This is a genomic window from Bacillus cereus group sp. MYBK101-2 (assembly GCF_051918845.1).
Classification (GTDB): Bacteria; Bacillota; Bacilli; order Bacillales; family Bacillaceae_G; genus Bacillus_A; species Bacillus_A paranthracis.
In genome coordinates, this window is the sequence record NZ_JBQAIE010000019.1 from 42,394 (window position 1) to 68,222 (window position 25,829).

Genomic DNA, 25,829 nt, shown 5'->3' on the forward strand with positions numbered 1-25,829 from the left:
ATTTTATGGCGAGAAAAACGTTAAAATGTAATTATAAATAGAATTGAACAATATGGTGGAAGGTGAGAATATGCGCTTACTCGTAGTAGAAGATAATGCTTCTTTATTAGAATCTATTGTCCAAATATTACACGACGAATTTGAAGTAGATACAGCATTGAATGGAGAAGATGGATTATTTCTAGCATTACAAAATATATATGACGCTATTTTGCTTGATGTGATGATGCCAGAAATGGACGGTTTTGAAGTAATTCAAAAAATACGTGATGAAAAGATTGAAACACCAGTCCTGTTTTTAACAGCGAGAGATTCTTTAGAAGATCGCGTGAAAGGGTTGGATTTTGGCGGGGATGACTATATCGTTAAGCCATTTCAGGCTCCAGAGTTAAAAGCGAGAATTCGTGCTTTATTACGACGAAGCGGTAGTTTAACAACAAAGCAGACTATTCGCTATAAAGGGATTGAACTGTTCGGAAAAGATAAAGATGTTCAAGTAGATGGACAAAGTATGAAGTTAACATTAAAACAATATGAGCTTCTAGAGTACCTCGTTCAAAATAGCGGAAAAATTTTAATGCGTGAACAAATTTTTGATCGTGTTTGGGGATTTGATTCAGATACGACAGTGGCAATTGTAGAAGTGTATGTACATCATTTACGTAAAAAATTAGAGCCATTCGGTTATCAGAAAGATATTCAAACCGTTCGAGGTATTGGATATATATTAAAAGAACAATGAAAAAGGGGAGTATGTTTCAGAAGACGCGCGTTCGATTGACTATATTGAATTCATTAGTATTTATCATTTTGATAGGTGTATTAGGTAGTATCATTTATTCGTACACATATAAGCGTATTTATAGTGGAGTAAATGAATCGATAGAAAAAGCCGTTCAACATAGAAAGAATGAAGATGATAAAAAACTACCTAAAAAAATTAGGGGATATCCTCCAATTGGGGATCCAAGGATAATGGAGTTAACTTGGCTTGGAAATACGGTGGAGATAGATATTGAAAACGGCAAACGTCGTTTTATCTTTGAAGATAATTTGGAAAAATTTTCTCCAAAGAAATTAGGAACTTTACAAGATATAGAAGTACAAGGACAATATTTTAGAATATTTGCATTTCAGAAAGATGCAAAAATAGTTCAAATTGCAAGGGATATAACAGCTGAAAAAGAAATGTTACATACTTTATTTTTAATTCTTGTGATAGGTTGTAGCGTAGGAAGTTTATGTGCAATAGGAATTGGCTTTTTCTTAGCTGGCAGGGCACTCGTACCCATTCAAAATTCATGGGAAAAACAGCAGCAATTCGTTTCTGATGCATCACATGAACTAAGGACACCGCTTGCAGTTATTCAATCAAAAACAGATGTTTTATTCCAGTCACCATCCGCTACGATAGAAGAAAAAGCGATGGATATTTCTACAATTTCAAAAGAATGTAGGCGGTTATCAAAACTCGTTAGTAATTTATTATTGCTAGCGCGTTCTGATTCTAATCAAATTGAGATGGATAAGAAAACATTTGAACTCGATAAATTGTTAGAAGAAATAGTAGCTCCATATAAGGAGATTGCTTCTTATCAAAAAAAAGAAATGATATTAAAAGTAGAACGTGGCGTATCTTTTATGGGTGATAGAGAGCGGATTCATCAAATGATGGTCATACTGTTAGATAATGCGATGAAGTATACGAATGAAGGTGGTCATATTCAAATCGATTGTACGCAAATGAACAGTTCAATTCGTATACGAGTGAAAGATGATGGGATAGGAGTGAAAGATGAGGATATCCCCAAACTATTTAATCGTTTTTATCAAGGGGATAAAGCGAGAAGTACGTCAGAAGGAGCTGGATTAGGTCTTTCAATCGCAAATTGGATTGTAGAAAAACATTACGGAAAAATATCAGTAGAGAGCAAATGGGGAGATGCTACTTGTTTTGAAGTGATTTTCCCTAAAAACCAAAAAATATAAGTAAGAAGACGATCTTGTTTTTACAAGGTCGTCTTTTTTTAAGGGAAAGTTAAGAAACTATTTTTAACATGTATTGTATACGGAAAGTTCGCCCTATAAAGAAGCGATTATAAAAAGGTATTTGAGTAGATTACATCGATCATAATGTTATTTCGAGTATGAATAGGGAATGATGGAAAAGAAAGTGTAAGAGGGAGGAATTAATTTTGAAAAAGAAAATGATGATGGTATTCACTATTGGAGTAATGAGTTTAAGTATATTAGGGGGTGCCTCTCCTTCTGAAACATCAAAAGGAAAGACAGATTACACGCAGCGTAGCAAAGAACAATTAAACAATGGGAAGATACATGCGGTGCATACAGAAGAAAAGGCGGAGAATTTAGGGATTGAAACGGAAGGGAAAGAACAAATTACGCTAGAAAAAGAAATCCATGAAACAGAAGTAGGAAGGGAAGCAGAACAGTTAGGAATTTCGATTGAAGGAAAAGACGTTGGAACTCTTTCAGAAGAAATCTATGAAACAAAAATAAAGCAAGAAGCGTTAAAGTTAGGCATATCTATAGAGAATACAACGATTGTAAATTTAATTAATCAAATTAATACGATTAAAATTAACGATGAAGCGGATAAATTAGGTATTTCGACAAATGGAAAAGAAATAGAGGACATTGAGGAAGAAATCTATGGAACGAAAGTAAGAGAGGAAGCAAGGAAGTTAGGGATTTCCCAAAAAGGAAAAGAAATAGAAATGTTAGCACAAGAAGTGTATGAACAAAAAGTACAGGAAGAAGCAAAAGAATATCATATCGATTTGTATGGTAAAGATATATATCAAGTATTAAGCGAAATTAATGAACAAAAGGTGTTACAAATGGCAGATGAGCTTAATATGGATAAAACGAATATGAACACTCAAGAACTAGCAGAAAAAATAAAAAAAGATCAGCCTGAAAAAGGAAAAGAACTAAATTTTGTACCGGTAATTCGCACGGATGCTGACGCGTTTTATTCTTATTTAACGAACTAAGAAGGGCGTGAGAGTGATACGAAGGTTTAAGTGGTATATATGCATAGCATTACTAGCTATAGCAGTATGGAACGTATATACAAATGGAATTACAAAGTATGTGGAGAAGTTAACATTCTTCCATATACGAAGCGGAAAACAAGTGGAGTTTGATCGTGATGAAAAGGTCATCTTATCAAATGTACCTTTCATTCAGCAGTTACCAGAGTTAGATAGAGGCTGTGAAGTGACGAGCTTAGCGATGATGTTACAATACGCAGGTATTACAGTGGATAAGATGAAATTAGCAAACGAAATAAAGAAAGTTGATTTTATGAACGATGGTATACGTGGGAACCCAAATGAAGGATTTGTAGGGAATATTTATACCTTTTCTGAATCTGGATATGGTGTATATCATGGACCGCTATTTCAATTAGCGAAACAGTATTTACCTAATAAAGCTGTGGACTTAACGGGGAAGAGTATAGGAGAACTTTATAAGAGTGTAAAATCAGGACAACCGGTAGTTATGATTACAAATGCAACATTTGCGCCATTAGATGAAGATGAATTTACTACATGGGAAACAAATACTGGAGATGTTTCTATTACGTATAATGAACATTGTGTAGTACTTATTGGATATGATAAGGAATTTGTATACATTCGAGATCCTCTAAGTGATAGTTTAGATGTAAAAGTACCGAGAGAAAACTTTGAACAGGCATGGGTGCAAATGGGGAGTCAGGCGATTAGTTATGTGAAAAGCAATTAGTAAGGAAAGGGATGTAAGGAATTGTAAGAGGAGTTTTTATGGGGGCTTTTTGTTACGAAATAAGAGAACTTCAGCATATATAATAAGCTGAAGTTCTCTTATTTTTTATGATTACATCTTTAGAAGTAGTGAATATGTAAAAATGCATAATTGACAAAAAAATTACATGTTATCATTATATATTGTTTTATATATGTTACTTGTATAAAATTACACAAGTATTCACATTCCATAAAGGAGGCTTATTATGCAAAAAATATTTAGCTGGGTTAAATGTATGAGTATCAAGAAAAAATTAATCATTTCATTCTTTCTAATTTTAACTATACCAGGACTTATTATCGGTGGTGTTTCATATCAAACTGCCAAAACAAATTTTGAACAACAAATCACAGGTAAAGCAAAGGAAAATATTTCGATTTTAAATACTGTTATTTCTCAAAATATAGAAGAGAAATTTGTTGATGCAGCATACTTTGCAGACATCTTAACAGAGGATACATATCCAAACGGACAAGAAGAAATAGTAAGAACGAAGTTAGCGCAATATATAAAACTTCATCCAGAAGTAGAAGGTATTTATATTGGAACGCAGACAGGAAAGTTTATAAGAGAACCATTTATCAAAATGGATGATGGGTATAATCCAACAGATAGATCTTGGTATAAAGAAGCACATGAAAATAAAGGGAAAGTAATTGTTACTGCACCATATCAATCAGCATCTACAAAAAATATGGTAGTGACAATTGCAAAAGAAGTAAAAGATGGTAAAGGTGTTATAGGAATTAACTTGAATTTAGATAACATCTTGAAAATTTCCAAAATGATTAACATTGGTGAAAAAGGTTATGCAGTTATTTTAGATCAAAATAAGCAAATTGTTAGTCATCCATCTAGAAAACCAGGTGCAAAAGTTACTGACCCTTGGATTAAACCGATTTATGAAGAAAAACAAGGAAATGTCTCTTATACAGAACAAGATGATAAAAAGAATTTAATCTTTGCAACAAATGAGAAAACGGGCTGGAAAGTAGTTGGAGTTATGTTTGATGAAGAAATTACCCAAGCTGCGAATCCAGTATTTTATAAGACTTTTATTGTTATTGCTATCGCTATTGTATTTGGTAGTGTATTAATTTATTTCATTACAAAGTCTATTACAAGACCATTAAGAAAAATAGCTGACTCGGCACATAAAATTAGTAAGGGAGATTTAACAGAGAAAATTACAATCTATTCCAAGGATGACATAGGGAAATTAGGGAATTCCTTTAATGAAATGTCTGCCTCTTTACAAGATGTGGTTACTCAAATTAGTTTTTCAGCAGAACATGTGGCGGCATCGGCTGAAGAGTTAACAGCGAGCGTACAGCAAGCAAATGATGCGACAGATCAAATTACAATTGCAATGGAACAAGTATCAGGTGGGGCTGAATCACAAAGTCAAGGTGTTGAAGAAGGTGCGGCTACATTACAACAAGTAAATACAGCAATTCAAGATGTAACTGGAAGTGCAGAATCAATTTCTATCTCCTCATTGCATGCGAGAGAAAGAGCTGAAGAAGGGGAGGAATTGGTTGAACAAACAGCAAAACAAATGCAGTCTATTTCTAGGTCGGTATCCGAGTCAGATGCCATTATTAAACTTCTTGATGAGAAATCAAAGCAGGTAGGAGCTATTTCTGAAGCAATTCAAAATATCGCTACTCAAACGAACCTTTTAGCTTTAAATGCGGCTATTGAAGCAGCAAGAGCAGGTGAACAGGGCCGAGGGTTTGCTATTGTAGCAGATGAGGTTAGAAAATTAGCGGAGCAATCAGGAGAATCATCTGGAGAGATTGCGAATTTAATTGCAGAAATTAAGGCTGATATTGAACATACTGTTAAAGCGATGGATAATGTGAATGAGGAAGTTCAACAAGGTCTTGATGTTGTAACAAAAACGAAAGTAAGTTTTACGGAAATTTTAAGTTCTACTACACATATTGTTTCTCAAGTGAATGAAATGGTAGAAACAACGAAGAGAATTGCTGGAGATGCAAATGAAGTGACAAATGCTATTGATGAAATTGCAGCGGCTGCAGAAGAAAATACAGCTAGTATGCAAAGTGTTGCTGCTTCAACAGAAGAACAAGTGAATTCAATGGAAGAAATTAGTTCAGCTTCACAAAACTTAGCTGAGATGGCCGAAGAACTACAAGCGATGACTAGTAAATTTAAAGTATAATAACAGCAGATAAGTAAGGTGAGAATAATATCACCTTACTTATTTTTCTATTCAGCAATTAGGGGAGTCATTAACGGGATGAAAAAAAGAAAAAGACTATGGAATTTATGGAAAACGATTACATTGTTAGTTTGTACAGTTGTAATTTTTTCTTTACTTGTGACAGATATATTAATTAGTCACAATGTAGAACGGACAACGGAGGATAGCCAAGCAGAGAAAGCAAAAACAATTGCACACATTGTGGCGAATGATTCAATTGTAATTGATGGTTTAATTGGGAAAACAGATACTGCTGCAATCCAAACGTATACAAATAGAATATTAAAAAACACAGGTGTTCAATTTATTGTAGTTATGGACATGAATGGAATAAGAAAGTCACATCCAAATCCTCAAAAAATAGGTCATCATTTTATTGGGGGAGATGAAGGGCCTGCATTGAAAGGAAAGGAACATGTATCGCTGGCAGAAGGAACTTTGGGTATTTCAATGCGAGTGTTTGTACCTATATTTTCTGAAACAGGTGAACAACTTGGAGCGGTGGCCGTTGGTATTTCAGCAGATAATGTAAAAGAGAGAGTTAAGGAAAGTAGACATATCATTTATATTGGAGTTGGAGTTGGGGTACTAGTCGGAATGATAGGAGCAATATTGCTAGCTAGACATATAAAGAAAAGTTTATTTGGTCTTGAACCTCACAGGATAGCGAAAATTCTTGAAGAAAGAAATACGATGCTACAATCTGTAAAGGAAGGTATTATTGCTGTAGATAAAGAGGCCAATGTAACTTTAATAAATAATGAGGCAAAACGATTGTTTAAGAAAAGTGGACTTGAAGAAGATTTTATCGGTAAAGACGTTGAGTTGTATATGCCTAATTCGCGTATAAAGGAAGTATTACAAACTGGAGAGGTACAATTAAACGAAGAACAAAATATTTATGGAATTACGATTGTAACGAATCGTGTTCCTTTATATGTAAAAGGAGAAATAGTTGGCGCGATTGCAACATTTCGTGATAAAACAGAGATTAGAAAATTAGCAGAAGAATTAACTGGTATTAGGTTATATGCAGAAGCATTACGGGCACAATCGCATGAATTTATGAATAAAATGCATGTCGTATTAGGGCTTACACATATGAAACAGTATGAAGAATTACAAAAGTATATAAGTGGTATGGTATCAGAGCATCAATATGAAATTGGTGGGATTATGAAAAGAATAAAAAGTCCAGTATTTGCTGGTTTTTTACTCGGAAAACTGAGCTATGCTAGAGAGAAAAATATAAAATTAATTATAAGTGAAGATTCTTACATGCCAGAAATAGATGATGAAAGTATTACTCATGAACTAATTACGATTGTCGGAAATTTAATTGATAATGCATTAGAGGCAGTGACGAATTGTGAAAAGAAGCAAGTTGAAGTTGAGATACGATATGGGAATACATTAATTATTACAGTGCAAGATACGGGAAAAGGTATACAAGAAAAAGAAATAGAGGCATTATTTACGAAAGGTTATTCCACAAAGGGAGATAACCGTGGTTATGGTTTGTATCTTGTAAAAGAAAGTATACAGCGAATAAATGGGGAAATTCATATGCATTCATTAGTAGGAAAGGGAACAAAGATAACAATTGAAATACCTAAAGGTAGGGATGAGAGGCAAATATGATTAAAGTTTTAATTGTAGAAGATGACCCGATGGTAGCAATGTTAAATACGCATTATTTAGAGCAAGTAGGAGGGTTTGAACTTGTTCAAGCAGTTAATTCGGTAAAATCGGCGATAGAAGTATTAGAGGAATCAAGAGTAGATTTAGTATTACTTGATATTTTTATGCCTGAAGAGACTGGATTTGAGCTTTTAATGTATATTCGGAATCAAGAAAAAGAAATCGATATTATGATGATTTCAGCTGTACATGATATGGGGAGTATTAAAAAAGCATTACAATATGGCGTAGTAGATTATTTAATTAAACCATTTACATTTGAACGATTCAAAGAAGCATTAACTATATATCGAGAAAAACTTACTTTCATGAAAGAACAACAAAAAATTAGTCAATCGGAATTAGATTCGTTAATTTTGCAAAAGGAAAAAAGAGAGCCTACTGTTACTAAAGAGCTTCCGAAAGGATTAACGAAGCAAACGTTGCAATTAATTTGGCAGAAGATCGAGTCGCTGAATGGACGAGCGTTTACAACAGATGAAATGTCACAATTAGTTGGGATTTCAAGAGTTTCTATTCGGAAATATGTAATGTTTTTAACTGACATTGGAGTGTTAGAAAACGAAATGATGTACCAACATGTGGGGAGACCTGTAAGTAAACTAAGATGTGTTGATCAAAAGAAAATAGAGTTTTACGTATAAGCGACTTATTATAAGTCGCTTATACTTTTTTTAATTACAAAATCAATTACAAAACTTACAAAAACTATTTTTACTATTGAAAGCGTTTTAATATTGTTATTAAGAAAATAAGGGGGTGCCATATGGGAATTCAAAAGAATGTGGAAGCGGTATCATTTTCTGAAGGAAATGAAGTACAAAGAGAATCTTTCGCTTCTAAAATTATGAATGTGAAAATCGGTGTTATACCTTTACCGTTATATGTAGTATTGGCTGCTATTATTTATGGGGCATCTGTATATAATAAATTGCCAGCAGATATGATTGGTGGATTTGCAGTTATTATGATCATGGGTATTTTCTTAGGCGACATTGGGATGAGAATTCCAATTTTAAAAAATATCGGTGGTCCAGCAATACTTTCGTTATTTATTCCATCATTACTTGTATTTTTTAACTGGATGAATCCAGCTTCAATGGAAGCTGCGACTATGTTAATGAAAAAATCGAACTTTTTATATTTATATATTTCTTGTTTAGTAGTCGGAAGTATTTTAGGAATGAACCGTAAAGTGTTAGTACAAGGTTTCGTTCGCATGTTTATTCCTTTAGTGGTAGGAACGTTAGCTTCTGTAGCGGTAGGATTATTGGTCGGTTCATTATTTGGATTTGAAATGAAGCAGACATTCTTCTTTATCATCGTACCAATTGTGAGTGGTGGTATCGGGGAAGGGATTTTACCATTATCGCTAGCTTATAGTGATATTTTAAACGAATCATCAGCAACATTTGTATCACAGCTTATTCCAGCGGCTATTATTGGAAATATGTTCGCTATTGTGAGTGCAGGGTATATGAAGCGTTTAGGTGAGAAGAAACCGGAGCTTAGTGGTAACGGTGTATTAGTAAAAACAGATAATCAAGCCGAGTTATTAAAAGAACAAAATACAGAGAAGCCAATTGACTTCTCATTAATGGGAGCAGGTTTATTAATCGCGTGTACGTTCTTCATCTTCGGAGGATTTGCTTCTAAGTTCATCGGTATCCCTGGGGCAATCATTATGATTTTCTCAGCAGCACTTGTGAAATACTTTAAATTAATGCCCGCAAAAATGGAGCAAGGAGCATTCCATTTATATAAATTTATTTCGAAGAATTTAACTTGGCCGTTAATGGTTGGACTAGGATTGCTATATATTCCACTAAAAGACGTAGCAGCAGTTCTTTCAGTAGGATATGTTGTCGTGTGCGCATCGGTTGTTCTTACAATGGTAGCGTCAGGTTTTCTTGTAGGGAAAGTGATGAAAATGTATCCAGTTGAATCAGCAATTGTAACTGGATGTCATAGCGGTTTAGGCGGAACTGGAGATGTTGCTATTTTATCAGCTTCAAATCGAATGGAATTAATGCCGTTCGCGCAAATTTCGACTCGTTTAGGCGGGGCAGCAATGGTTGTAACAGCGACAATTTTATTAAAAATGTTTTCATGATCAAACAAGCTAGCTATATAAATATAGCTAGCTTGTCAAATTAAGGGGAGATTATAAGTATGTTAGAAAATCAAATTAATGAGAGATCATTGTTATTGCATAAAGAATTAGTAGGAAAAATTGAGATTACAAGTAAAGTAGAAGTAAATTCAGCGGATGATTTAAGTCTGACATATACACCAGGTGTAGCGGAGTCTTGCAAAGCAATCGCAGCAGATGAAGAAACAGTGTATGACTATACAGCACGTGGAAATATGGTGGCAGTTGTCTCAGACGGAACAGCGGTACTTGGTTTAGGAAACATTGGACCAAAAGCGGCTATGCCTGTTATGGAAGGAAAAAGTATATTATTTAAAAAATTTGCGAATGTAGATGCTTTCCCGTTATGTTTAGGTACGACTGATGTGGATGAAATCGTTACCCTTGTGAAAAATTTAGAGCCTACATTTGCAGGGATCAATTTAGAAGATATTGCAGCACCGCGTTGTTTTGAAATTGAAAAACGATTAAAAGAAGAAACGAATATTCCTGTATTCCATGATGATCAACATGGAACAGCTATCGTCGTCTTAGCAGCTGTTATTAATGCATTAAAAGTTGTTAGCAAACAAATGGATCATGTGAAAATTGTTATTAACGGTGCTGGTTCGGCAGGAATTGCAATTGGAAAATTATTATTAAAGGCTGGTGCAAAGCACATTACATTAGTTAGCTTAGAAGGTATTGTTTGTGAAGGTGAAGCATGGATGAACGAAGCGCAAATTGAAGTTTCAAAAAAGACAAATCGAGAACATGTGCGTGGAACATTAAAAGAAGCGATTTATCAGGCTGATATCTTTATCGGTGTATCTGCCCCTAACGTATTAACGAAAGAACTTGTACAGATGATGAATGAGAAAGCAATTGTGTTTGCAATGGCAAATCCAATTCCAGAAATATTCCCTGAGGATGCGTTAGAGGCTGGAGCAGCTGTAGTAGGAACTGGGCGCTCGGATTATGCGAATCAAGTAAATAATGTATTGGCGTTTCCTGGAATATTCCGCGGTGCGTTAGATGTGCGCGCGACTGATATTACAGAAGAAATGAAATTAGCGGCAGCATATGGGATCGCTAACATCATTACGGACGAAGAACGTAATGCGAATTATGTAATCCCGAATCCATTAGATAAAAGAGTTGTTCCAAGTGTTGCGGAAGCTGTAGCGAAAGCAGCCATTGATTCAGGTGTGGCGCAAATTACGAAAATACCAAGTTATTAATAGCTAAAAGCAGTGCCTAAAAGGCACTGCTTTTTTGAGATAAGAAATCAAAATAATGAAGAAGTGTAAAATTATTTATTTATGTTTCTTCACTATTTATTTAATTCCATTGCAACTTGTTTACCATTTACTAAAACCTCAGTTACTGCTACGATCACTTCTATCATTTTTTTCATCTCTTATCTCTCCTCGTGTCATTTCTTATTTTAAGTATAAGAGAAGAGAGTTACTTCAACTATCGAAGTACATGACGTAGAAATTACATTGTTGTAAGGAAGTGTTTTAGCTTTGTCACTTTACTCAGCAGTAATTACAAACTGATCATAATATTTTTTATTCACGTATATATTTAATACCCATAATCCAGATGAAGGTAGTGACATAGTGAGTGGGAGTTCGGTTGTAGTAGAATCAATTGTATTTGAAGTAGTCCAAGTTGGTCTAGAAGTTTCTTGTTGAAAGAGTACGGGTGTTGGGGTTACTGATCCTTGTTTTAGTGCAATAATAGATAGTTTTCCAGTTGGCATTTCAGGATCTAAAAAGTACCACATCATTTCATTTTTTTCATTTGCGATAATAGGGCTATCAGCCATTGCGATTTTTTCTTCGATACCTTTTAAAGGTGTTTTTTCTTGTATGAAGGAGGGTGTTTCTTCCCAATTTACATCTTTTAAAACGCTAAGATGAAAGAAGGAAGGTGCATTAACTTGGGTGGATGACGTGGCGATAGCTTCTTTTTTAGGTGCTTCTGAATCAGGCTGCAATTGCGAGCATCCAGCGATGAGAAAGGAGAAAAGTAGCATAGTTCCAATTTTTTTCATGGTGTCACACTCCTAATTTTTACTGTTAGTGTAATTGTATTTGCCAGAAAGAGGGACAATTCCTTTAAAGTATAAAAAGAGGTCGTAATTTTTGTACGACCTCTTTTGACATTTTTTATATTTGTTCAGTTGAAAAGGCTGGTTCTCGTTCTTTTTGTGGCATCGTCAAAAAAATAACAGAAAGAACGATACATACGCCGCCTAGTAATTGATACGCTCCAAATGATTCATTTAGCCAAGCGATTGAAACGATAGCTGCTACAAGTGGTTCAATGCTAGATAAAATGCTCGTTTCTGTTGCTGCTAAATATTTCAGACTACCGATATAAAGGAGGAAAGAAAGGGTGCCACTTATGATGATAAGAATAAGCATAGAAAAAGTTTTTAGTGTAAAAGTTTGTGAAAGCTGATCCCATTCAAACGAACGATTACAAATAAGCAGTGCAATTCCTCCAATTAACATCCCCCAGCCAATTACTATGGTTGTTCCGCATTCTTTAATAAGAGAAGCTGGATGGAGAGTATAAAATGCAAATCCAATTGCTGTTAATAGGCCAAAAATAATGGCTTCTTTCGATAAAACAATATTTTCAATTGAACCGTTTGTAATAATAAAGTACGTTCCCGTTAGTGCAGTTATAATTGCGAGTAGTTGCATAGAAGCAGGGAATTTTCGTTGTTCAAATGCGACATAAATGGTAATGAGAACAGGACCTAGAAATTGAAATAATGTTGCTGTGACCGCATTACTAATATGAACTGTTTCGATAAAGGCGTATTGTGCACCGAGCATGCCGAGAATAGAGAAAATAATAAGTTGTATAGAATGTCTAGTGTGTTTCCAAATTTGAAAAATGTTTTGTTTCTTTATCCGTAAAAAAGATAAAATAAATATTCCTGCAAGCAGTAATCGAATTGTTAAAAAATCAATTGATGATACGTTAGTATGTTGAAATAGCCACTGAATCATCGGGCCAGATAACCCCCATAAGGTAGCTCCTGTAATAATCATAATGAGTCCAATCCGTCTACTATTGTTCATAATCATGCATCTCCTCTCGAGTATTTGATTTTTTATGTGTGACATGATAAAAGGAATTATATATATAATCTGGCACTGTAAAAAGTATCAGATTTCAGTTTTATTAAGGGGTCAGATGTTATGTTAGAATTAACGCCTAATTTAAATACGCAAAGTAAAATAGCGTTATACGTGCAATTGTATGAGTATATAAAAAAAGAAATTAAAGATGGAACGATTCCGGCTTTTACAAAATTACCTGCAAAAAGAAAACTGGCGAGCTATTTACAAGTGAGTAAGAATACAGTAGAAGCGGCTTACGAGCAATTACTTGCAGAAGGTTATATTGAGTCGGCATCGAGAAAAGGTTATTTTGTATGTAAAGTTGAACAAATGATTGATGTAGAAGGAAGCGAAGCGAAAGTAGAAGAAGTATCGTTTCGGGAGGAGAACTATACATTTGATTTCACACAAACAGGGGTTGATACGAATACTTTTCCGTTCACTACGTACCGCAAGCTTATTAATGATGTATGGCAGCCACATAATAATGAGTTGCTTTTTCTTGGACACCCTCAAGGGGAATTGAGCTTAAGGGAGGAAATTGCGAACTATTTGTATGAATCTAGAGGTGTACGTTGCTCAGCTAGTCAAATTGTATTAGGAGCGGGAACACAAATATTAGTGAAACTATTGTTTCAATTGCTAAAGGGAAGCAATTATGCAGTGGAAAACCCAGGGTATCATAGGAAAATGGTCGTTTTTGAACAGGGAGAAGAGAATGTTCAAATGTTGTCTTTAGATAGGGACGGCATTTGTATGGCAGATTTAGAAAATAGCAATGCGAATGTTGTATTTGTTACACCTTCCCATCAGTTTCCGTATGGAATGATTATGCCTATTACGAGAAGGACGCAGCTTTTACAATGGGCGAAGAAAGCGAAAGACAGGTATATTATTGAAGATGATTATGATAGTGAATTTCGCTATTCTGGAAAGCCTATACCGGCGCTGCAAGGGTTAGATACAGAGGGGAAAGTTATTTATATGGGGACGCTATCTAAAGCATTATTGCCATCGCTACGGATGAGCTATATGGTGTTGCCGAAGAAATTAATTAAAAAGTATCAACAGCAATATTTATTTTATACACAAAGTGTTTCAAGAATGGACCAAGAAGTGATTAGAAAGTTTTTAAATGAAGGCTATTGGGAAAAACATATTCATAAAATGCGTGTCGTCTACCGGAAAAAGAGGGATCGGCTCGTCTTTGAAATAGAGAAATATTTCTCTAATTGTGTTGAGGTGATAGGGGAAGATTCGGGATTACACATTTTATTAAAAGTGCATAATGGAATGCGAGAAGAGGAACTCATTCAAGAAGCTGCGAAATATAGTATTAAAATATATCCTGTTTCTACGTACTATAAAGATGGTACTGCACCTGAAAATGTAGTTTTACTTGGGTTCGCGATTTTATCAGAAGAAGAAATTGCGAAAGCGATTCAATTATTGCATAAGGCATGGTATACAAGAAAATAAAAAAACATCCTCCAAGCATGAGGATGTTTTTTTATTATTTATTTTCATCTAAGAATAAGACCATATGCTCTTCGTCCCAATATTGTCCGTTATATTTTAATGAACGTTCTTGCACACCGAATGTTTTAAATCCTAATGATTCATAAAGTTTTTTTGCTCCATCGTTGCCAACAACAACATCAAGCATAACTTGTTCCACCTCTAAAGATTTAGCAAGCTCAAGACATTCTTTAATAAGTGCTTTTCCTGCTCCAAGTCCGCGTGCTTTTGGAGATACATATACAGAACCGATTTTGGCTTTATGTTCTTGTTTTACATATGGTTTCGTTTCCAGTGTTGCAACCCCGATTAATTTTCCATCTTTGAATGCGCCTAGCGTATAGTTTTCATCTTGTGCTAATTTTTGTGCTTTATATTCAATCGCACACTCTTTATTAATAATATCTTCATAAGAAGAGCTAAAAGCTTCAGGGTTTTGCTTTAATCCTTCTACACGAAGTTCTAAGTAAATTTCCGCTTCGTCTTTTGTTAATACATGGATATCCAATTATATCACCCTCCAAATCTTTGACAAATGTATCTTTACCCCGCATTAACGGGCAGTAGACTCCAACTTTAAAATCCAGCGAATGCGCGGAAGCTAGATTGGAGATAACTGCCCGTAAATGCCCGATTGGTTCAACCAATAATCCATGGGGTGAACCATTCCATGGATTAAAGTTTCACTTTATTTTATATTGAAATAAGAATAATTTCAAAAGCTTAGCCTAAATGAGCTGATTTTATGAACAAAATAACACCAGTAGTGTTTACTACTACTGGTGTTTTCACACACATATTATTCAAAAGGTAGCTCAATTATAAAGGTTGTTCCTACCCCTAATTTGCTTGTTGCTAGAATGGCACCGTTATGCAATTCCACAATTTCTTTCGCAACAGCTAGCCCGATACCTTTTCCTCCAGTAGCTCTCGTTCTAGATTTATCAACACGATAAAAACGATCGAAAATATGCGGAATATCTTCCTCAGGAATACCTTCACCTTCATCTTGTACACTTATTGTAAAAGAATTTGTTTCTGTGAGTACGCGTATTGTAATAGTGGTGTTTTCTAGCGAATGTTGATAAGCATTGTGTAATAAATTTAACATAACTTGTTCCATACGTCTTTCGTCTATGCAAACTTCTAAATCATCTTTACAATATACATGGAGTTGCATTTGCTTATTCGTTAATGTTGTTTTTGTTTTTTCAACCATTCGCTCTAAAAAAGGCCTAAGAAGCACTTTTTGTTTTTTTATAACAAATTGGTGTTGTTCTAATTGTACAAGCATAAATAAATCTTGAACGAGATCAGTTACACTATCTGTTTCATCCTCAATGATTTGTAAGTATTCTTCTCGCTCTTCTTTCGTTAAAGTGTCTCTCTTTGCTACTTTCGCATAACCTTTCATATAGGTCAATGGAGTTAATAGTTCATGGGCGACACTAGCAAGAAATTCATTGCGTTCTTTTTTCATATAAGTTAGTTCACTGGACAAATCTTCAATCGTTTTTGCTAAGCTTCCAAGTTCATCATTCCGTTTAATACCTAATTGAATTGGCTTATTTAATTTTGACATTTTTTCTGTTGCCCTCTTCATTTTTATAAGCGGTTCTGTAATAACACGAGAAAAAACAAAGACAGAAATAGTCGTTAGAATAACAGTCAAAACACTAATGATAAGAAATTGGTTCATGAGTTTAAGTAACATATTTTCTAAAAAAGATGTTTTTAATAACATATATAACTTTCCTTGAAACTCTGCTGTATTAAGTGGGCTTACCGTTGTGATGAATTTTGATTTTTTCCAGTTCTTTTCGACAACTAATCCGTTGGCTGGAATATGTTCTGTTTTACAAGTAAGTTGTTTTTGCATCGCCTTTGTTACAGGTTCTGAAGTGGAAATGATTTTTCCATTATTGTCCGTTATAATGATAGCTATATCAGAGTTAGCAATTGATTCTGATTCAACTAAGTGTTCAGCCTCATCAGCGATATCGAACTCTGGGTATATAGGACGCTTAGGATTTTTATTGTATTCAGCGCGTTCGCCGTGTTTCTTTTCTTTAGCAAATGCACTCCACTTTGCGCGTTGTGTAATTTTGTTACTATAGCGATTACCTTTTTCTAAAAGAGCTAGTGTTTCTTCCTCAATCCGCATTGTTGAAATACTTTTGTAAAAAGATACGAAAGCAATTGTTTCAATACATAAAGCTAGTATTAAAAAGTATGTCCCAATTTTAAGTGAAAGTTTACTCATTTTCTCACCATACCTTATTTCATATAAAGTGAAACTTTAATCAGTGGTATGGTATTTTCCACTGACCGAAGTAATTATTCACTTTTCCATTTATATCCGACCTTATAAACAGTTTCTAAGTAATTTTCAACTGGAAATCCTTTTTTACGTAATTTATCACGGATATTGCGAATATGTGAATCGATTGTTCTATATTCAATGTCTGTTTCATAACCCCAAATTTTTTCGATTAAATCATCTCGGCTATAAGCACGGTTTGTATTTTGTAAAAATAGTCCAAGTAACGAAAATTCGATAGGAGTCAGTGAGATTTTTTCGTCATACACTGTGACAGTATGTTTCGTTTTATCCCACTCAATACCATTGAAGCTAACAAACCCATCTTTCTTTGTACGGCGTAATATAGCCTCAATTCGTGCAACTAATACATGTTCATCAAATGGTTTTGTAATATAGTCATCTGCGCCGATCGTAAGGCCTTTTACCATATCGTAATTTTGATTACGAGCTGTTAGCATAATGATTGGAACGTTGGAAATTTGACGGATTTGATAGCAAGTATCCCATCCATCCATATTCGGCATCATTACATCTAACAAAACAATATCAAAGTCTTTTTGTTCTATTAACTTTAGTGCTTCAAGGCCAGAGGTAGCTTTCATACAAAAATAGCCACGAGGACTTAAGAACAAATCTAATAATCGTAACATACGTTCTTCATCGTCTACTAATAAAATTTTCACCATAATCTTGTGCACCCCAAACTGTTCATTCTACTTGTATAGTTTACATGAAAATGATAAAAAACTCTTTTTATGTGATTGAGTGGAAGAGTGATTTCTCGCTCAGAGTAATTGACATAAAAAATGCACTAGTTTTGCACAACTATTTTTTATAATAGAAAACGTAGCGACACAAAATACCCTATGTTGCGACATAACGTCATGTCATTTTATTTATAAAATGACAATTCCATTCTATTGTGTATGTGAGATAGAGAGGGTTTTCGTATTCACCTCGCATCGGATAAGAAAAATTTCCTATCTCACACTTTTTTTAAAAGGAGATCATACACATGAATCCAAAAGAAGAAATTTCAAAAAAAGAAAAGCAAGATCGTAATACGGTTGTCATGTGCGTTGCCGTATCTATGGTTATTATTATAAGTTGTGTAAATAAAATTTTGGGGATTTTATAATATAAAAAAAGCTTATTGCTTCTTAAGAAGCAATAAGCTTTTTTCGTTGTTAGGGGGAGTATTTTTATATAATAAACCAAGGTAAAATTGCTAATCCAGAAGTTACAATTGCTGTAGTAAATATTAAAAGCATAGCTCGTTTGTTTTGTTTCATGTCACATTCTCCTCTACATATCAAGTACATGCGATCAGCGTGGGATGTAGTTCCCCACTGAGTAAAGTTTCACTTTATATTTTTAGTATAATGAATGGAAAGGTTTGGTACGATCGATAAAGGTGACATGAAGATTACATTGTTGTAATGAAAAAAGCATCTTTCTTAATAAAAAGATGCTTTTGGAAAACTAGATTGAAGTATTAATCATTTAAGAATAGAACCATATGTTCTTCGTCCCAGTATTGACCGTTATGTTTTAATGAACGCTCTTGTACGCCGTAAGTTTGGAAACCTAATGACTCATATAATTTTTTTGCTGCATCGTTACCAACTACAACATCGAGCATAAGTTGTTCTACATGTAATTTATCGGCATTTTCAATAATTGCTTTAATAAGAGCTCGTCCTGCTCCAAGGCCACGTGCTTTAGGGGAAACAAAAACGGAACCGATTTTTGCTTTATGTTCTTGTTTAATGAAAGGCTTTGTTTCTAAAGTAGCAATGCCGATTAAATCGTTATCTTTGAAGACACCTAGAGTATACTTATCCGGATTGCTTAATCGTTTAGCCATAGCAGCTACAGGATCCTCATGTTTCAAAACATCTTCATAAGAAGAGCTAAAAGCTTCCGGGTTCTTCGTTAAACCTTCCATACAAACTTTTAAATATATTTCTGCGTCCTCTGTCGTTAATAAGCGAATTTCCATCGTTGTAACCTCCTTGGTCGATTTTAAATCAAATAAATCCATTACATATATAAGAATGTGTATGCGTTTTGTTAGCAGTCTCTTTTAATGTGTAAAAGAATGAAAAGATATATGCTACAATATTTTGTTTTTAATTATGTAATGAAATTATATATTAACTTTATTAACTATTCAAGTGTTTGATATATTACATTTTCATAACTAAAATAACTCCTCGATTGAGGAGTTATTTTAGTTATTCGATCGATAACCATCAATTCGATGTGGATGTGTGTAAATATTGCAGGATTCATTTCTAATAAATCCTACGACTGTAATGCCTAAATCATGGGCGAGTTGCAATGCTAGTTTTGTTGGAGCGGACTTAGATAGAACAATTTCACATCCGATTTTTGAAACTTTGAGTAAAATTTCGGATGAAATACGCCCGCTAAATGCAATGATTTTTCCTTTGACAGATATATCGTTACGCAAACAATGGCCGTATATTTTATCTAATGCATTATGTCTTCCGATATCCATTCTTGATAGGAGGATATTGTTTCGATCACATAGCGCGGTATTGTGAACACCGCCAGTTTGGCGAAAGGTAGTGGAAGATTGTTGTAAAGTATTCATTAAGTAAAAGCATTCTTCAGGAGTAATTTTTACATGTATATTATGTAAATTTTTTGCTTTTGCTGCATCGTTAACGAAAATAAAACCTTGTCTACCTTTTCCGCAGCAGGAAGTGATGTATCGTTTATTATATAAATTTTGATAGAGCGGATTTATTTTTGATGATGTTACATGGACAATTCCGTTATCTTTTTGCACCCATAGTTCTTCAACATCTTTATAAGAAGAAATAATCCCCTCAGAAATTAAAAAACCAATGACCATATCTTCAATATAATTTGGTGTACATACGACTGTTACATATTCTTCACCATTCAATTTAATTGTAATAGGAGATTCTGTAACAATCTCATCAAGTTGTTTTGAAAATGTACCAGATTGATAACGTACAATTGTATACGTTTCTTGCGTAGGCTCCATATTAAATTCCCCTTTTATATGTATTTTCTCCCACATTCATCATAAAACATTGAAAAAATAAAAACAGCTGTTAGAAGGGAGGTATCAGATTATTTTGGTTATTATTGTATATATACGATATAATAGAAATGTAGAATAGTGAAATTTTCAAGCTTTCGTAGTGATGCCTTATAAACATCTAGAATCGACTTCAAAAGAAAAGTATTTGGGCAGGGCGTTTCAAAAATATGTACAGTAATTCATTTATGAAAACGGATTCACAAATGTGTTGTACAGTTGGTTGTAAGGAGAGGGGAAACTATGGCAGAACAGACAGTCCGTGTAACCGTAGATGGTAAAGAATTTTCAGCATCAGGTGAAAAGACGATACTACAATTATTTAACGAGAGTAATTTGGAACATCCTCAAATTTGTCATGTACCAGAAGTAGATCCAATTCAAACTTGTGATACGTGTATTGTAGAAGTAGATGGGAAGTTAATGCGTGCTTGTTCAACGAAATTAGAGAACGGTATGCATATTGAAAGACAGTCACAGCGTGCGAAAGAGGCGCAGACTGAGGCGATGGATCGAATATTAGAGAATCATTTATTGTATTGTACCGTATGTGATAACAATAACGGTAATTGTAAGGTTCATAATACAGTACACATGATGGGAATTGAAGAACAGAAATATCCGTATGAGCCGAAAGTAAGTGCTTGTGAAGTGGATATGTCACATCCGTTTTATCGGTATGATCCAAATCAATGTATTGCTTGTGGACAGTGTGTAGAAGTATGTCAAAACCTACAGGTTAATGAAACGATATCGATAGACTGGAGCTTAGATCGTCCGCGTGTTATATGGGATCATGGTGTAAGTATAAATGACTCATCTTGTGTAAGTTGTGGGCAGTGTGTAACAGTATGTCCATGTAATGCGTTAATGGAAAAATCAATGTTAGGTGAAGCTGGATTCATGACAGGATTAAAATCAGATGTGTTAGATCCGATGATTGATTTTGTAAAGGATGTAGAGCCTGGATATAGTAGTATTTTAGCAGTTTCAGAAGTAGAGGCTGCGATGCGTAAGACGAAAGTGAATAAAACAAAAACTGTTTGTACATTTTGTGGTGTCGGTTGTTCATTCGAAGTATGGACGAAAGATCGCCATATATTAAAAGTGCAACCTGTTTCTGATGCACCGGTTAATGGCATTTCCACATGTGTAAAAGGTAAATTTGGATGGGACTTTGTAAACAGTGAAGATCGCATTACGAAGCCATTAATTCGCCAAGGAGATATGTTTGTTGAAGCTTCATGGGAAGAAGCTCTTGAAGTTGTGGCTTCTAACATGCAACATATTAAATCAGAATACGGCAGCGATGCATTTGGGTTCATTTCTTCTTCGAAAGTAACGAATGAAGAAAATTACCTTATGCAAAAACTAGCTCGTCAAATATATGGAACAAATAATGTGGATAACTGCTCCCGTTATTGCCAATCTCCAGCGACAGATGGTTTATTTAAAACTGTCGGTATGGGCGGGGATGCTGGAACAGTGAAAGATATAGCTGAAGCAGGCCTTGTCATTATCGTTGGTGCGAATCCAACAGAAGGACATCCTGTACTCGCGACGCGTGTAAAACGTGCTCATAAATTACACGAGCAAAAACTGATTGTAGCAGATCTTCGTAAACATGAAATGGCAGAGCGTGCGGATTTATTTATTCATCCGCGCCAAGGTACAGATTACGTATGGCTTGCTGGTATTACGAAATATATTATTGATCAAGATTGGCATGATAAAAAGTTCATAGCTGAAAATGTGAAGAACTTTGATGAATATAGCACAATGTTAGAAAAGTATACGCTTGATTATACAGAAGAAATTACGGGAATTTCGAAAGAAAACCTGAAAGAAATGGCTCGTATGGTATATGAAGCAGATGGAACTTGTATACTTTGGGGAATGGGTGTAACGCAAAATACAGGGGGAAGTACAACATCTGCTGCCATTTCCAATTTACTGCTTGTTACGGGGAACTATCGTCGTCCTGGTGCAGGCGCATATCCATTACGAGGTCATAATAACGTACAAGGTGCTTGTGATATGGCGACATTACCAAACTGGCTTCCAGGTTATCAAGCAGTATCGGATGATACGCTTCGTGCTAAGTTTGAAAAAGCATACGGCACAACGATTCCGAAAGAACCAGGATTAAATAATATCGCAATGTTACTTGCGGCAGAAGAAGGAAAACTACGTGGTATGTATGTCATGGGGGAAGAAATGGCTTTAGTCGATTCCAATGCGAACCATGTGCAACATATTTTAGCGAATTTAGACTTCCTAGTTGTTCAAGATATGTTCTTATCAAAAACAGCTCGTTTTGCTGATGTTATTTTACCAGCGGCACCAAGCTTAGAAAAAGAAGGAACGTTTACGAATACAGAGCGACGTATTCAAAGATTATATGAAGTATTAAAACCACTAGGTGATTCAAAACCAGATTGGTGGATTTTACAAAAAGTTGCTCGTGCACTCGGCGGGGATTGGAATTACGAAAGTCCAAGTGAAATTATGGACGAAATCGCATCGCTTGCACCGTTATACTCTCAAGCAACGTACGATCGTCTAGAAGGATGGAATAGTTTATGTTGGGGTAGTCATGATGGTAGTGATACACCGCTATTATATGTAGACGGATTTAACTTCCCAGATAAACTAGCTCGTTTATCACTAGATGAATGGGTACCACCAGTTGTAGCGCCAGATGAATATGATTTACTTTTAAATAATGGACGTATGCTAGAACATTTCCATGAAGGGAATATGACGAATAAGTCGGCTGGTATTTTATCTAAAGTATCTGAAGTGTTCGTTGAAATTTCACCTGAACTTGCTATAGAGCGCAATGTGAAAGATGGTGGTCTTGTAGAATTAGCATCACCATTTGGCAAAATTAAAGTACAAGCGCTTATTACTGAGCGTGTAACGGGGAAAGAGCTATACTTACCGATGCATGCAACGATAAATGAAGAAGCGATCAATATTTTAACTGGGACGGCAACAGACCTTTATACGTGTACACCGGCGTACAAACAAACGATGGTGAAAATGCGTGTATTACGTGAAAAAGGAAATCGTCCGTTACCATCTTCAAACCCGCGAGATAAAAAGCGTAATCCGCAAAATGGTGTTGAAATCGAGCAAAAATGGCAAAGAAAACAATACGTATCACTCGTGGACTAGGGGGCGGAGATAGTGGCGAAAGAAATTACTTTAATTAAAAAGAAAGTTGTAACAGAGGAAGAACAGAAACAGCAAGTAGCAAATGAACTTCTAAATGAGCTATCTAATAATCGTGAAGCAGTAGAAGAAACGATGCAGCTGTTAGCGCAGTTACAGAAGGCTGGAATATTAGATGCGGCGATTAGTTTACTTGCTGCGAAGGAAGATGTTTCAAAAATCGCTGTGGAGCAATTAAATCGTGAACCAGTTAAAAATGCACTTAACAACATGATGGGGGCGGGGGAAGCACTGTCCTCAGTTGACCCAGAAGTAACAAAGCAAATCACATCGAGTTTAGTCACTGGATTGCAATTTGCAACAGATGAATTAAAGAGTGGTAAAAAAACAAAAGTGATGGATTTCTTTAAAGTGTTAAAAGATCCAGATATCAATAGAGCCATTACATTCGGTTTTAGCTTTTTGAAAGCATTTGGACAAGGGTTAGAGAAAAAATAGAGCAAGTGAAAAAGTGATGAGAAATAGCCATCACTTTTTTCATTATATGTATAAGAGTGTTCATGTTAAGCGGAATATATTATTATTAAAGGGATGGATTAGAACTGGAAATGTGGAATCCATCTCAAATATCGTTTTAGAATGTGGAGGAATATATGCAACACCGTAAAAAACTATCTATACCAGGAGTAATGAGACATTCCTTTCAAACTGTTAGATTTGCCTTTTGGAATGTGTTAACATTCCAACTTGCTTATAAATTGTTAGCAGCGATTGTGTTTATCCCGCTCTTTGGTATTATTTTCAATAAGTTGTTGTACTTTGGTGGGTATGCAAACGCAACAAATGACGAGTTATTAGCATTTTTGAAAACACCATACGGAATTTTGGCGATTGTAATTTTATCTATATTGGCATTGTTCCTGATCTTTACAGAGTTTGCAGTACTTATTATCATTTCGTACTTCGCTCATAAAAGGCAAAAGGTGAGATTACGTCCAATTTTATATAAAACAGTAACGTATTTACCTTCTCTGTTTACATATTGCTTACCTGGCTTTGTTTTGTATGCAGTTGTACTATTACCACTATTAAGTATGGGATATAAATCTGCATTGATTCCTGAAATTCAAATTCCTAATTTTATTACAGGTGAACTATTTAAGACAACAATGGGGCAAGTTGGATATTATACTTTCTTTGCTGTAGTTGCCTATTTGAACCTTCGTTGGATTTTTGTTTTACCTATTATTGTTTTAGAGGAGAAGCCGTTCCGTACGGCAGCACGCAAAAGCGCAAACTTAGTAAAAGAAAGCTTCTTTAAAGTTTTGTTCTTTTTAGTAGGTTTTTTCATATCTGTAGGAATTGTTTTTCTTTTATGTGTAGGAGTTTATTTACTTTGTCTGTGGGGAGTATATGAATTTACAAACCCAGAAGGGACATTTGCACTACTAGCAGAGTCAACTATTTCAGTTTTCCTAACAAGTACATTGTATCTATTTAGCTTTATTATGACGCCGTTCTATATTATGGCGTTAACAAGATTGTATTTACAAAAGGTTCCAGTCGAAGATGTTTTATTAGAAGAAGGATTAGATTATTCAAAGACGAAGGCAGATAAATGTTTCTTCCAAAAACATCGTTGGAAATTTATTGGTGTATATATTGTAGGAATTATTACGGCTGGAATGGTTGTTGCTTTCATTGTGACCTTTATTACAAACACATATAAAGAACCGATTATTATGGCTCATCGCGGTTATATTTCAAAAGGTGTAGAAAATACGAAAGAAGCTGTGCAGGGAGCTATTGATGCGAAAGCAGACTACGCTGAAATTGATGTACTACAAACGAAAGACGGTGAACTAGCAGTTATACATGATTTGAAGTTGAAACGTCTTGCCAATGCTAATGTTCATGTTTCGGATTTAACGATGGAAGAGTTAAGGCAGCTTACCCTTAGTCAAGATGGTTTTTCAGGACAAATCAGTACGCTGGATGAAATCATTAAGTTGGCAAAGGGAAAAATCAAACTCAATATTGAAGTGAAGCTTCATGGGGGCGAAAAAGACTTTGTAAACAAAGTATTAAAAACGATTAAAGATAATGAATTTGAGAAGCAATGTGTTATTCAAACGTTACATTACCCGCTTATTAAAGAGTTTAAGCGTGCAAATTCAGATATAAAAGTCGGATATATACTATATGCAAGTAGAGCTAACTTAAAGAATGTGAAAGCTGATTTTTATGTAGCGGAAGAATATATGTTAAATAAGAAGTTAGTAAGAGAAGCAAGGAAGTTAAACAAGCCAATTTACGTATGGACAGTAAATGATATGGAAAGTTTAAAGGGATATTATAAGTTAAACGTAGATGGTATCATTACCGATTACCCTGAATCGGCACGTGAAACAATTAAGATGTTAAAAGAGCAAGAAGAGGAAGAAAGTGATCTGTTTGATAAAATTACGGAAACAACAGATGATTTATTTTCCAAGTTATTTATAAGTTACCCAGCTGCTGGCTAAATGCCTGCAGCTGTTTTTTTACAAAAAGAATATATCTCTAAAGTATTGTGTAAATTAATAACTGTATATGTATACGGCATCATTGGTATTTCTTACATTGTTACATTATTGTCGAATAATAAATGATTGCTGCTTATTTTAAAGGAGTATAATAAAAATAGAGTG

Annotated in this window: 21 protein-coding genes and 1 pseudogene; 15 read left to right on the forward strand and 7 right to left on the reverse strand. The window is 34.8% G+C overall.

Annotated features, from left to right (window positions below):
• The first annotated feature begins 70 nt into the window (after positions 1-70).
• The 10 genes and pseudogenes from ACTFSI_RS24850 (at position 71) to ACTFSI_RS24895 (ending at position 11,119) form a co-directional block, all read left to right on the forward strand.
• Positions 71-742, forward strand: coding sequence for a response regulator transcription factor (locus ACTFSI_RS24850; protein WP_138322501.1), 672 nt, complete (start codon positions 71-73; stop codon positions 740-742).
• Entirely contained in the window at positions 739-1,989 is a 1,251-nt protein-coding gene (locus ACTFSI_RS24855; RefSeq protein WP_044791427.1) for a sensor histidine kinase, read from the forward strand. Before ACTFSI_RS24850 ends, ACTFSI_RS24855 begins: the two co-directional genes overlap by 4 nt.
• Positions 1,990-2,195: 206 nt before the next feature.
• A complete protein-coding gene (locus tag ACTFSI_RS24860) occupies positions 2,196-3,017 on the forward strand; it encodes a transporter (RefSeq protein ID WP_138322500.1) in 822 nt (273 codons plus the stop codon).
• Between the two features lie 13 nt (positions 3,018-3,030).
• Positions 3,031-3,774, forward strand: coding sequence for a C39 family peptidase (locus ACTFSI_RS24865; protein WP_044791425.1), 744 nt, complete (start codon positions 3,031-3,033; stop codon positions 3,772-3,774).
• Between the two features lie 277 nt (positions 3,775-4,051).
• Positions 4,052-5,065 (forward strand): annotated as a pseudogene (locus ACTFSI_RS24870) (HAMP domain-containing protein); the annotation flags it as partial.
• A gap of 120 nt (positions 5,066-5,185) precedes the next feature.
• Positions 5,186-6,004 carry a methyl-accepting chemotaxis protein gene (locus ACTFSI_RS24875; protein WP_434611925.1) on the forward strand — a complete coding sequence of 273 codons (819 nt, stop codon included), beginning with the start codon at positions 5,186-5,188 and terminating at the stop codon, positions 6,002-6,004.
• Between the two features lie 78 nt (positions 6,005-6,082).
• The gene (locus tag ACTFSI_RS24880; protein WP_044821992.1) at positions 6,083-7,687 is read left to right on the forward strand and encodes a sensor histidine kinase; all 1,605 of its coding nucleotides are present in this window, start codon (positions 6,083-6,085) and stop codon (positions 7,685-7,687) included.
• Positions 7,684-8,391 (forward strand): response regulator, encoded by a 708-nt coding sequence (locus tag ACTFSI_RS24885; RefSeq protein WP_000598678.1) that lies wholly within the window; start codon positions 7,684-7,686, stop codon positions 8,389-8,391. Before ACTFSI_RS24880 ends, ACTFSI_RS24885 begins: the two co-directional genes overlap by 4 nt.
• 122 nt (positions 8,392-8,513) lie before the next feature.
• Positions 8,514-9,860 carry a 2-hydroxycarboxylate transporter family protein gene (locus ACTFSI_RS24890; RefSeq protein ID WP_000512725.1) on the forward strand — a complete coding sequence of 449 codons (1,347 nt, stop codon included), beginning with the start codon at positions 8,514-8,516 and terminating at the stop codon, positions 9,858-9,860.
• A 59-nt stretch (positions 9,861-9,919) separates the two neighbouring features.
• Positions 9,920-11,119 carry an NAD(P)-dependent malic enzyme gene (locus ACTFSI_RS24895; RefSeq protein ID WP_000892418.1) on the forward strand — a complete coding sequence of 400 codons (1,200 nt, stop codon included), beginning with the start codon at positions 9,920-9,922 and terminating at the stop codon, positions 11,117-11,119.
• Between the two features lie 296 nt (positions 11,120-11,415).
• Here the strand turns inward: ACTFSI_RS24895 and ACTFSI_RS24900 are convergent, their stop codons facing one another.
• Both ACTFSI_RS24900 and ACTFSI_RS24905 read right to left on the reverse strand, forming a co-directional pair.
• A complete protein-coding gene (locus ACTFSI_RS24900) occupies positions 11,416-11,940 on the reverse strand; it encodes a DUF4871 domain-containing protein (RefSeq protein WP_044791422.1) in 525 nt (174 codons plus the stop codon).
• A 115-nt stretch (positions 11,941-12,055) separates the two neighbouring features.
• On the reverse strand, positions 12,056-12,982 hold the full coding sequence (locus ACTFSI_RS24905) for a DMT family transporter (protein WP_044791420.1): 927 nt from the start codon (positions 12,980-12,982) through the stop codon (positions 12,056-12,058).
• A 120-nt stretch (positions 12,983-13,102) separates the two neighbouring features.
• On the opposite strand from ACTFSI_RS24905, the gene pdxR reads away from it, so the two are divergent.
• Positions 13,103-14,503, forward strand: a complete 1,401-nt coding sequence (gene pdxR / locus ACTFSI_RS24910; RefSeq protein ID WP_044791418.1) for a MocR-like pyridoxine biosynthesis transcription factor PdxR — start codon at positions 13,103-13,105, stop codon at positions 14,501-14,503.
• Positions 14,504-14,537: 34 nt separating this feature from the next.
• On the opposite strand, the gene ACTFSI_RS24915 is transcribed toward pdxR, so the two are convergent.
• The 3 genes from ACTFSI_RS24915 to ACTFSI_RS24925 all read right to left on the reverse strand — a co-directional run bounded on the left by ACTFSI_RS24915 (position 14,538) and on the right by ACTFSI_RS24925 (position 17,551).
• Complete coding sequence (locus ACTFSI_RS24915) at positions 14,538-15,050, reverse strand: GNAT family N-acetyltransferase (protein WP_000351212.1); 513 nt, start codon at positions 15,048-15,050, stop codon at positions 14,538-14,540.
• 291 nt (positions 15,051-15,341) lie between these two features.
• Complete coding sequence (locus ACTFSI_RS24920; RefSeq protein ID WP_044791416.1) at positions 15,342-16,805, reverse strand: HAMP domain-containing sensor histidine kinase; 1,464 nt, start codon at positions 16,803-16,805, stop codon at positions 15,342-15,344.
• A gap of 74 nt (positions 16,806-16,879) precedes the next feature.
• The gene (locus ACTFSI_RS24925) at positions 16,880-17,551 is read right to left on the reverse strand and encodes a response regulator transcription factor (RefSeq protein WP_000238954.1); all 672 of its coding nucleotides are present in this window, start codon (positions 17,549-17,551) and stop codon (positions 16,880-16,882) included.
• Positions 17,552-17,880: 329 nt separating this feature from the next.
• Here ACTFSI_RS24925 and ACTFSI_RS24930 point away from each other — a divergent pair, with 329 nt between their 5' ends.
• Complete coding sequence (locus tag ACTFSI_RS24930) at positions 17,881-18,003, forward strand: hypothetical protein (protein ID WP_001068392.1); 123 nt, start codon at positions 17,881-17,883, stop codon at positions 18,001-18,003.
• Between the two features lie 357 nt (positions 18,004-18,360).
• Here ACTFSI_RS24930 and ACTFSI_RS24935 read toward each other — a convergent pair whose 3' ends face one another.
• Together ACTFSI_RS24935 and fdhD are read right to left on the reverse strand one after the other, a co-directional pair.
• A complete protein-coding gene (locus ACTFSI_RS24935; RefSeq protein ID WP_000405875.1) occupies positions 18,361-18,867 on the reverse strand; it encodes a GNAT family N-acetyltransferase in 507 nt (168 codons plus the stop codon).
• A gap of 231 nt (positions 18,868-19,098) precedes the next feature.
• A complete protein-coding gene (gene fdhD, locus ACTFSI_RS24940; protein ID WP_044791414.1) occupies positions 19,099-19,905 on the reverse strand; it encodes a formate dehydrogenase accessory sulfurtransferase FdhD in 807 nt (268 codons plus the stop codon).
• A 300-nt stretch (positions 19,906-20,205) separates the two neighbouring features.
• Between fdhD and fdhF the strand changes: the two genes are divergently transcribed.
• From fdhF to ACTFSI_RS24955, 3 genes are all read left to right on the forward strand, one after another.
• Positions 20,206-23,142 (forward strand): formate dehydrogenase subunit alpha, encoded by a 2,937-nt coding sequence (gene fdhF, locus ACTFSI_RS24945; RefSeq protein WP_000840640.1) that lies wholly within the window; start codon positions 20,206-20,208, stop codon positions 23,140-23,142.
• Between the two features lie 12 nt (positions 23,143-23,154).
• Positions 23,155-23,637, forward strand: a complete 483-nt coding sequence (locus tag ACTFSI_RS24950) for a DUF1641 domain-containing protein (RefSeq protein WP_044791413.1) — start codon at positions 23,155-23,157, stop codon at positions 23,635-23,637.
• Positions 23,638-23,792: 155 nt separating this feature from the next.
• Complete coding sequence (locus ACTFSI_RS24955) at positions 23,793-25,664, forward strand: glycerophosphoryl diester phosphodiesterase membrane domain-containing protein (protein WP_044791412.1); 1,872 nt, start codon at positions 23,793-23,795, stop codon at positions 25,662-25,664.
• Positions 25,665-25,829 lie beyond the last annotated feature (165 nt).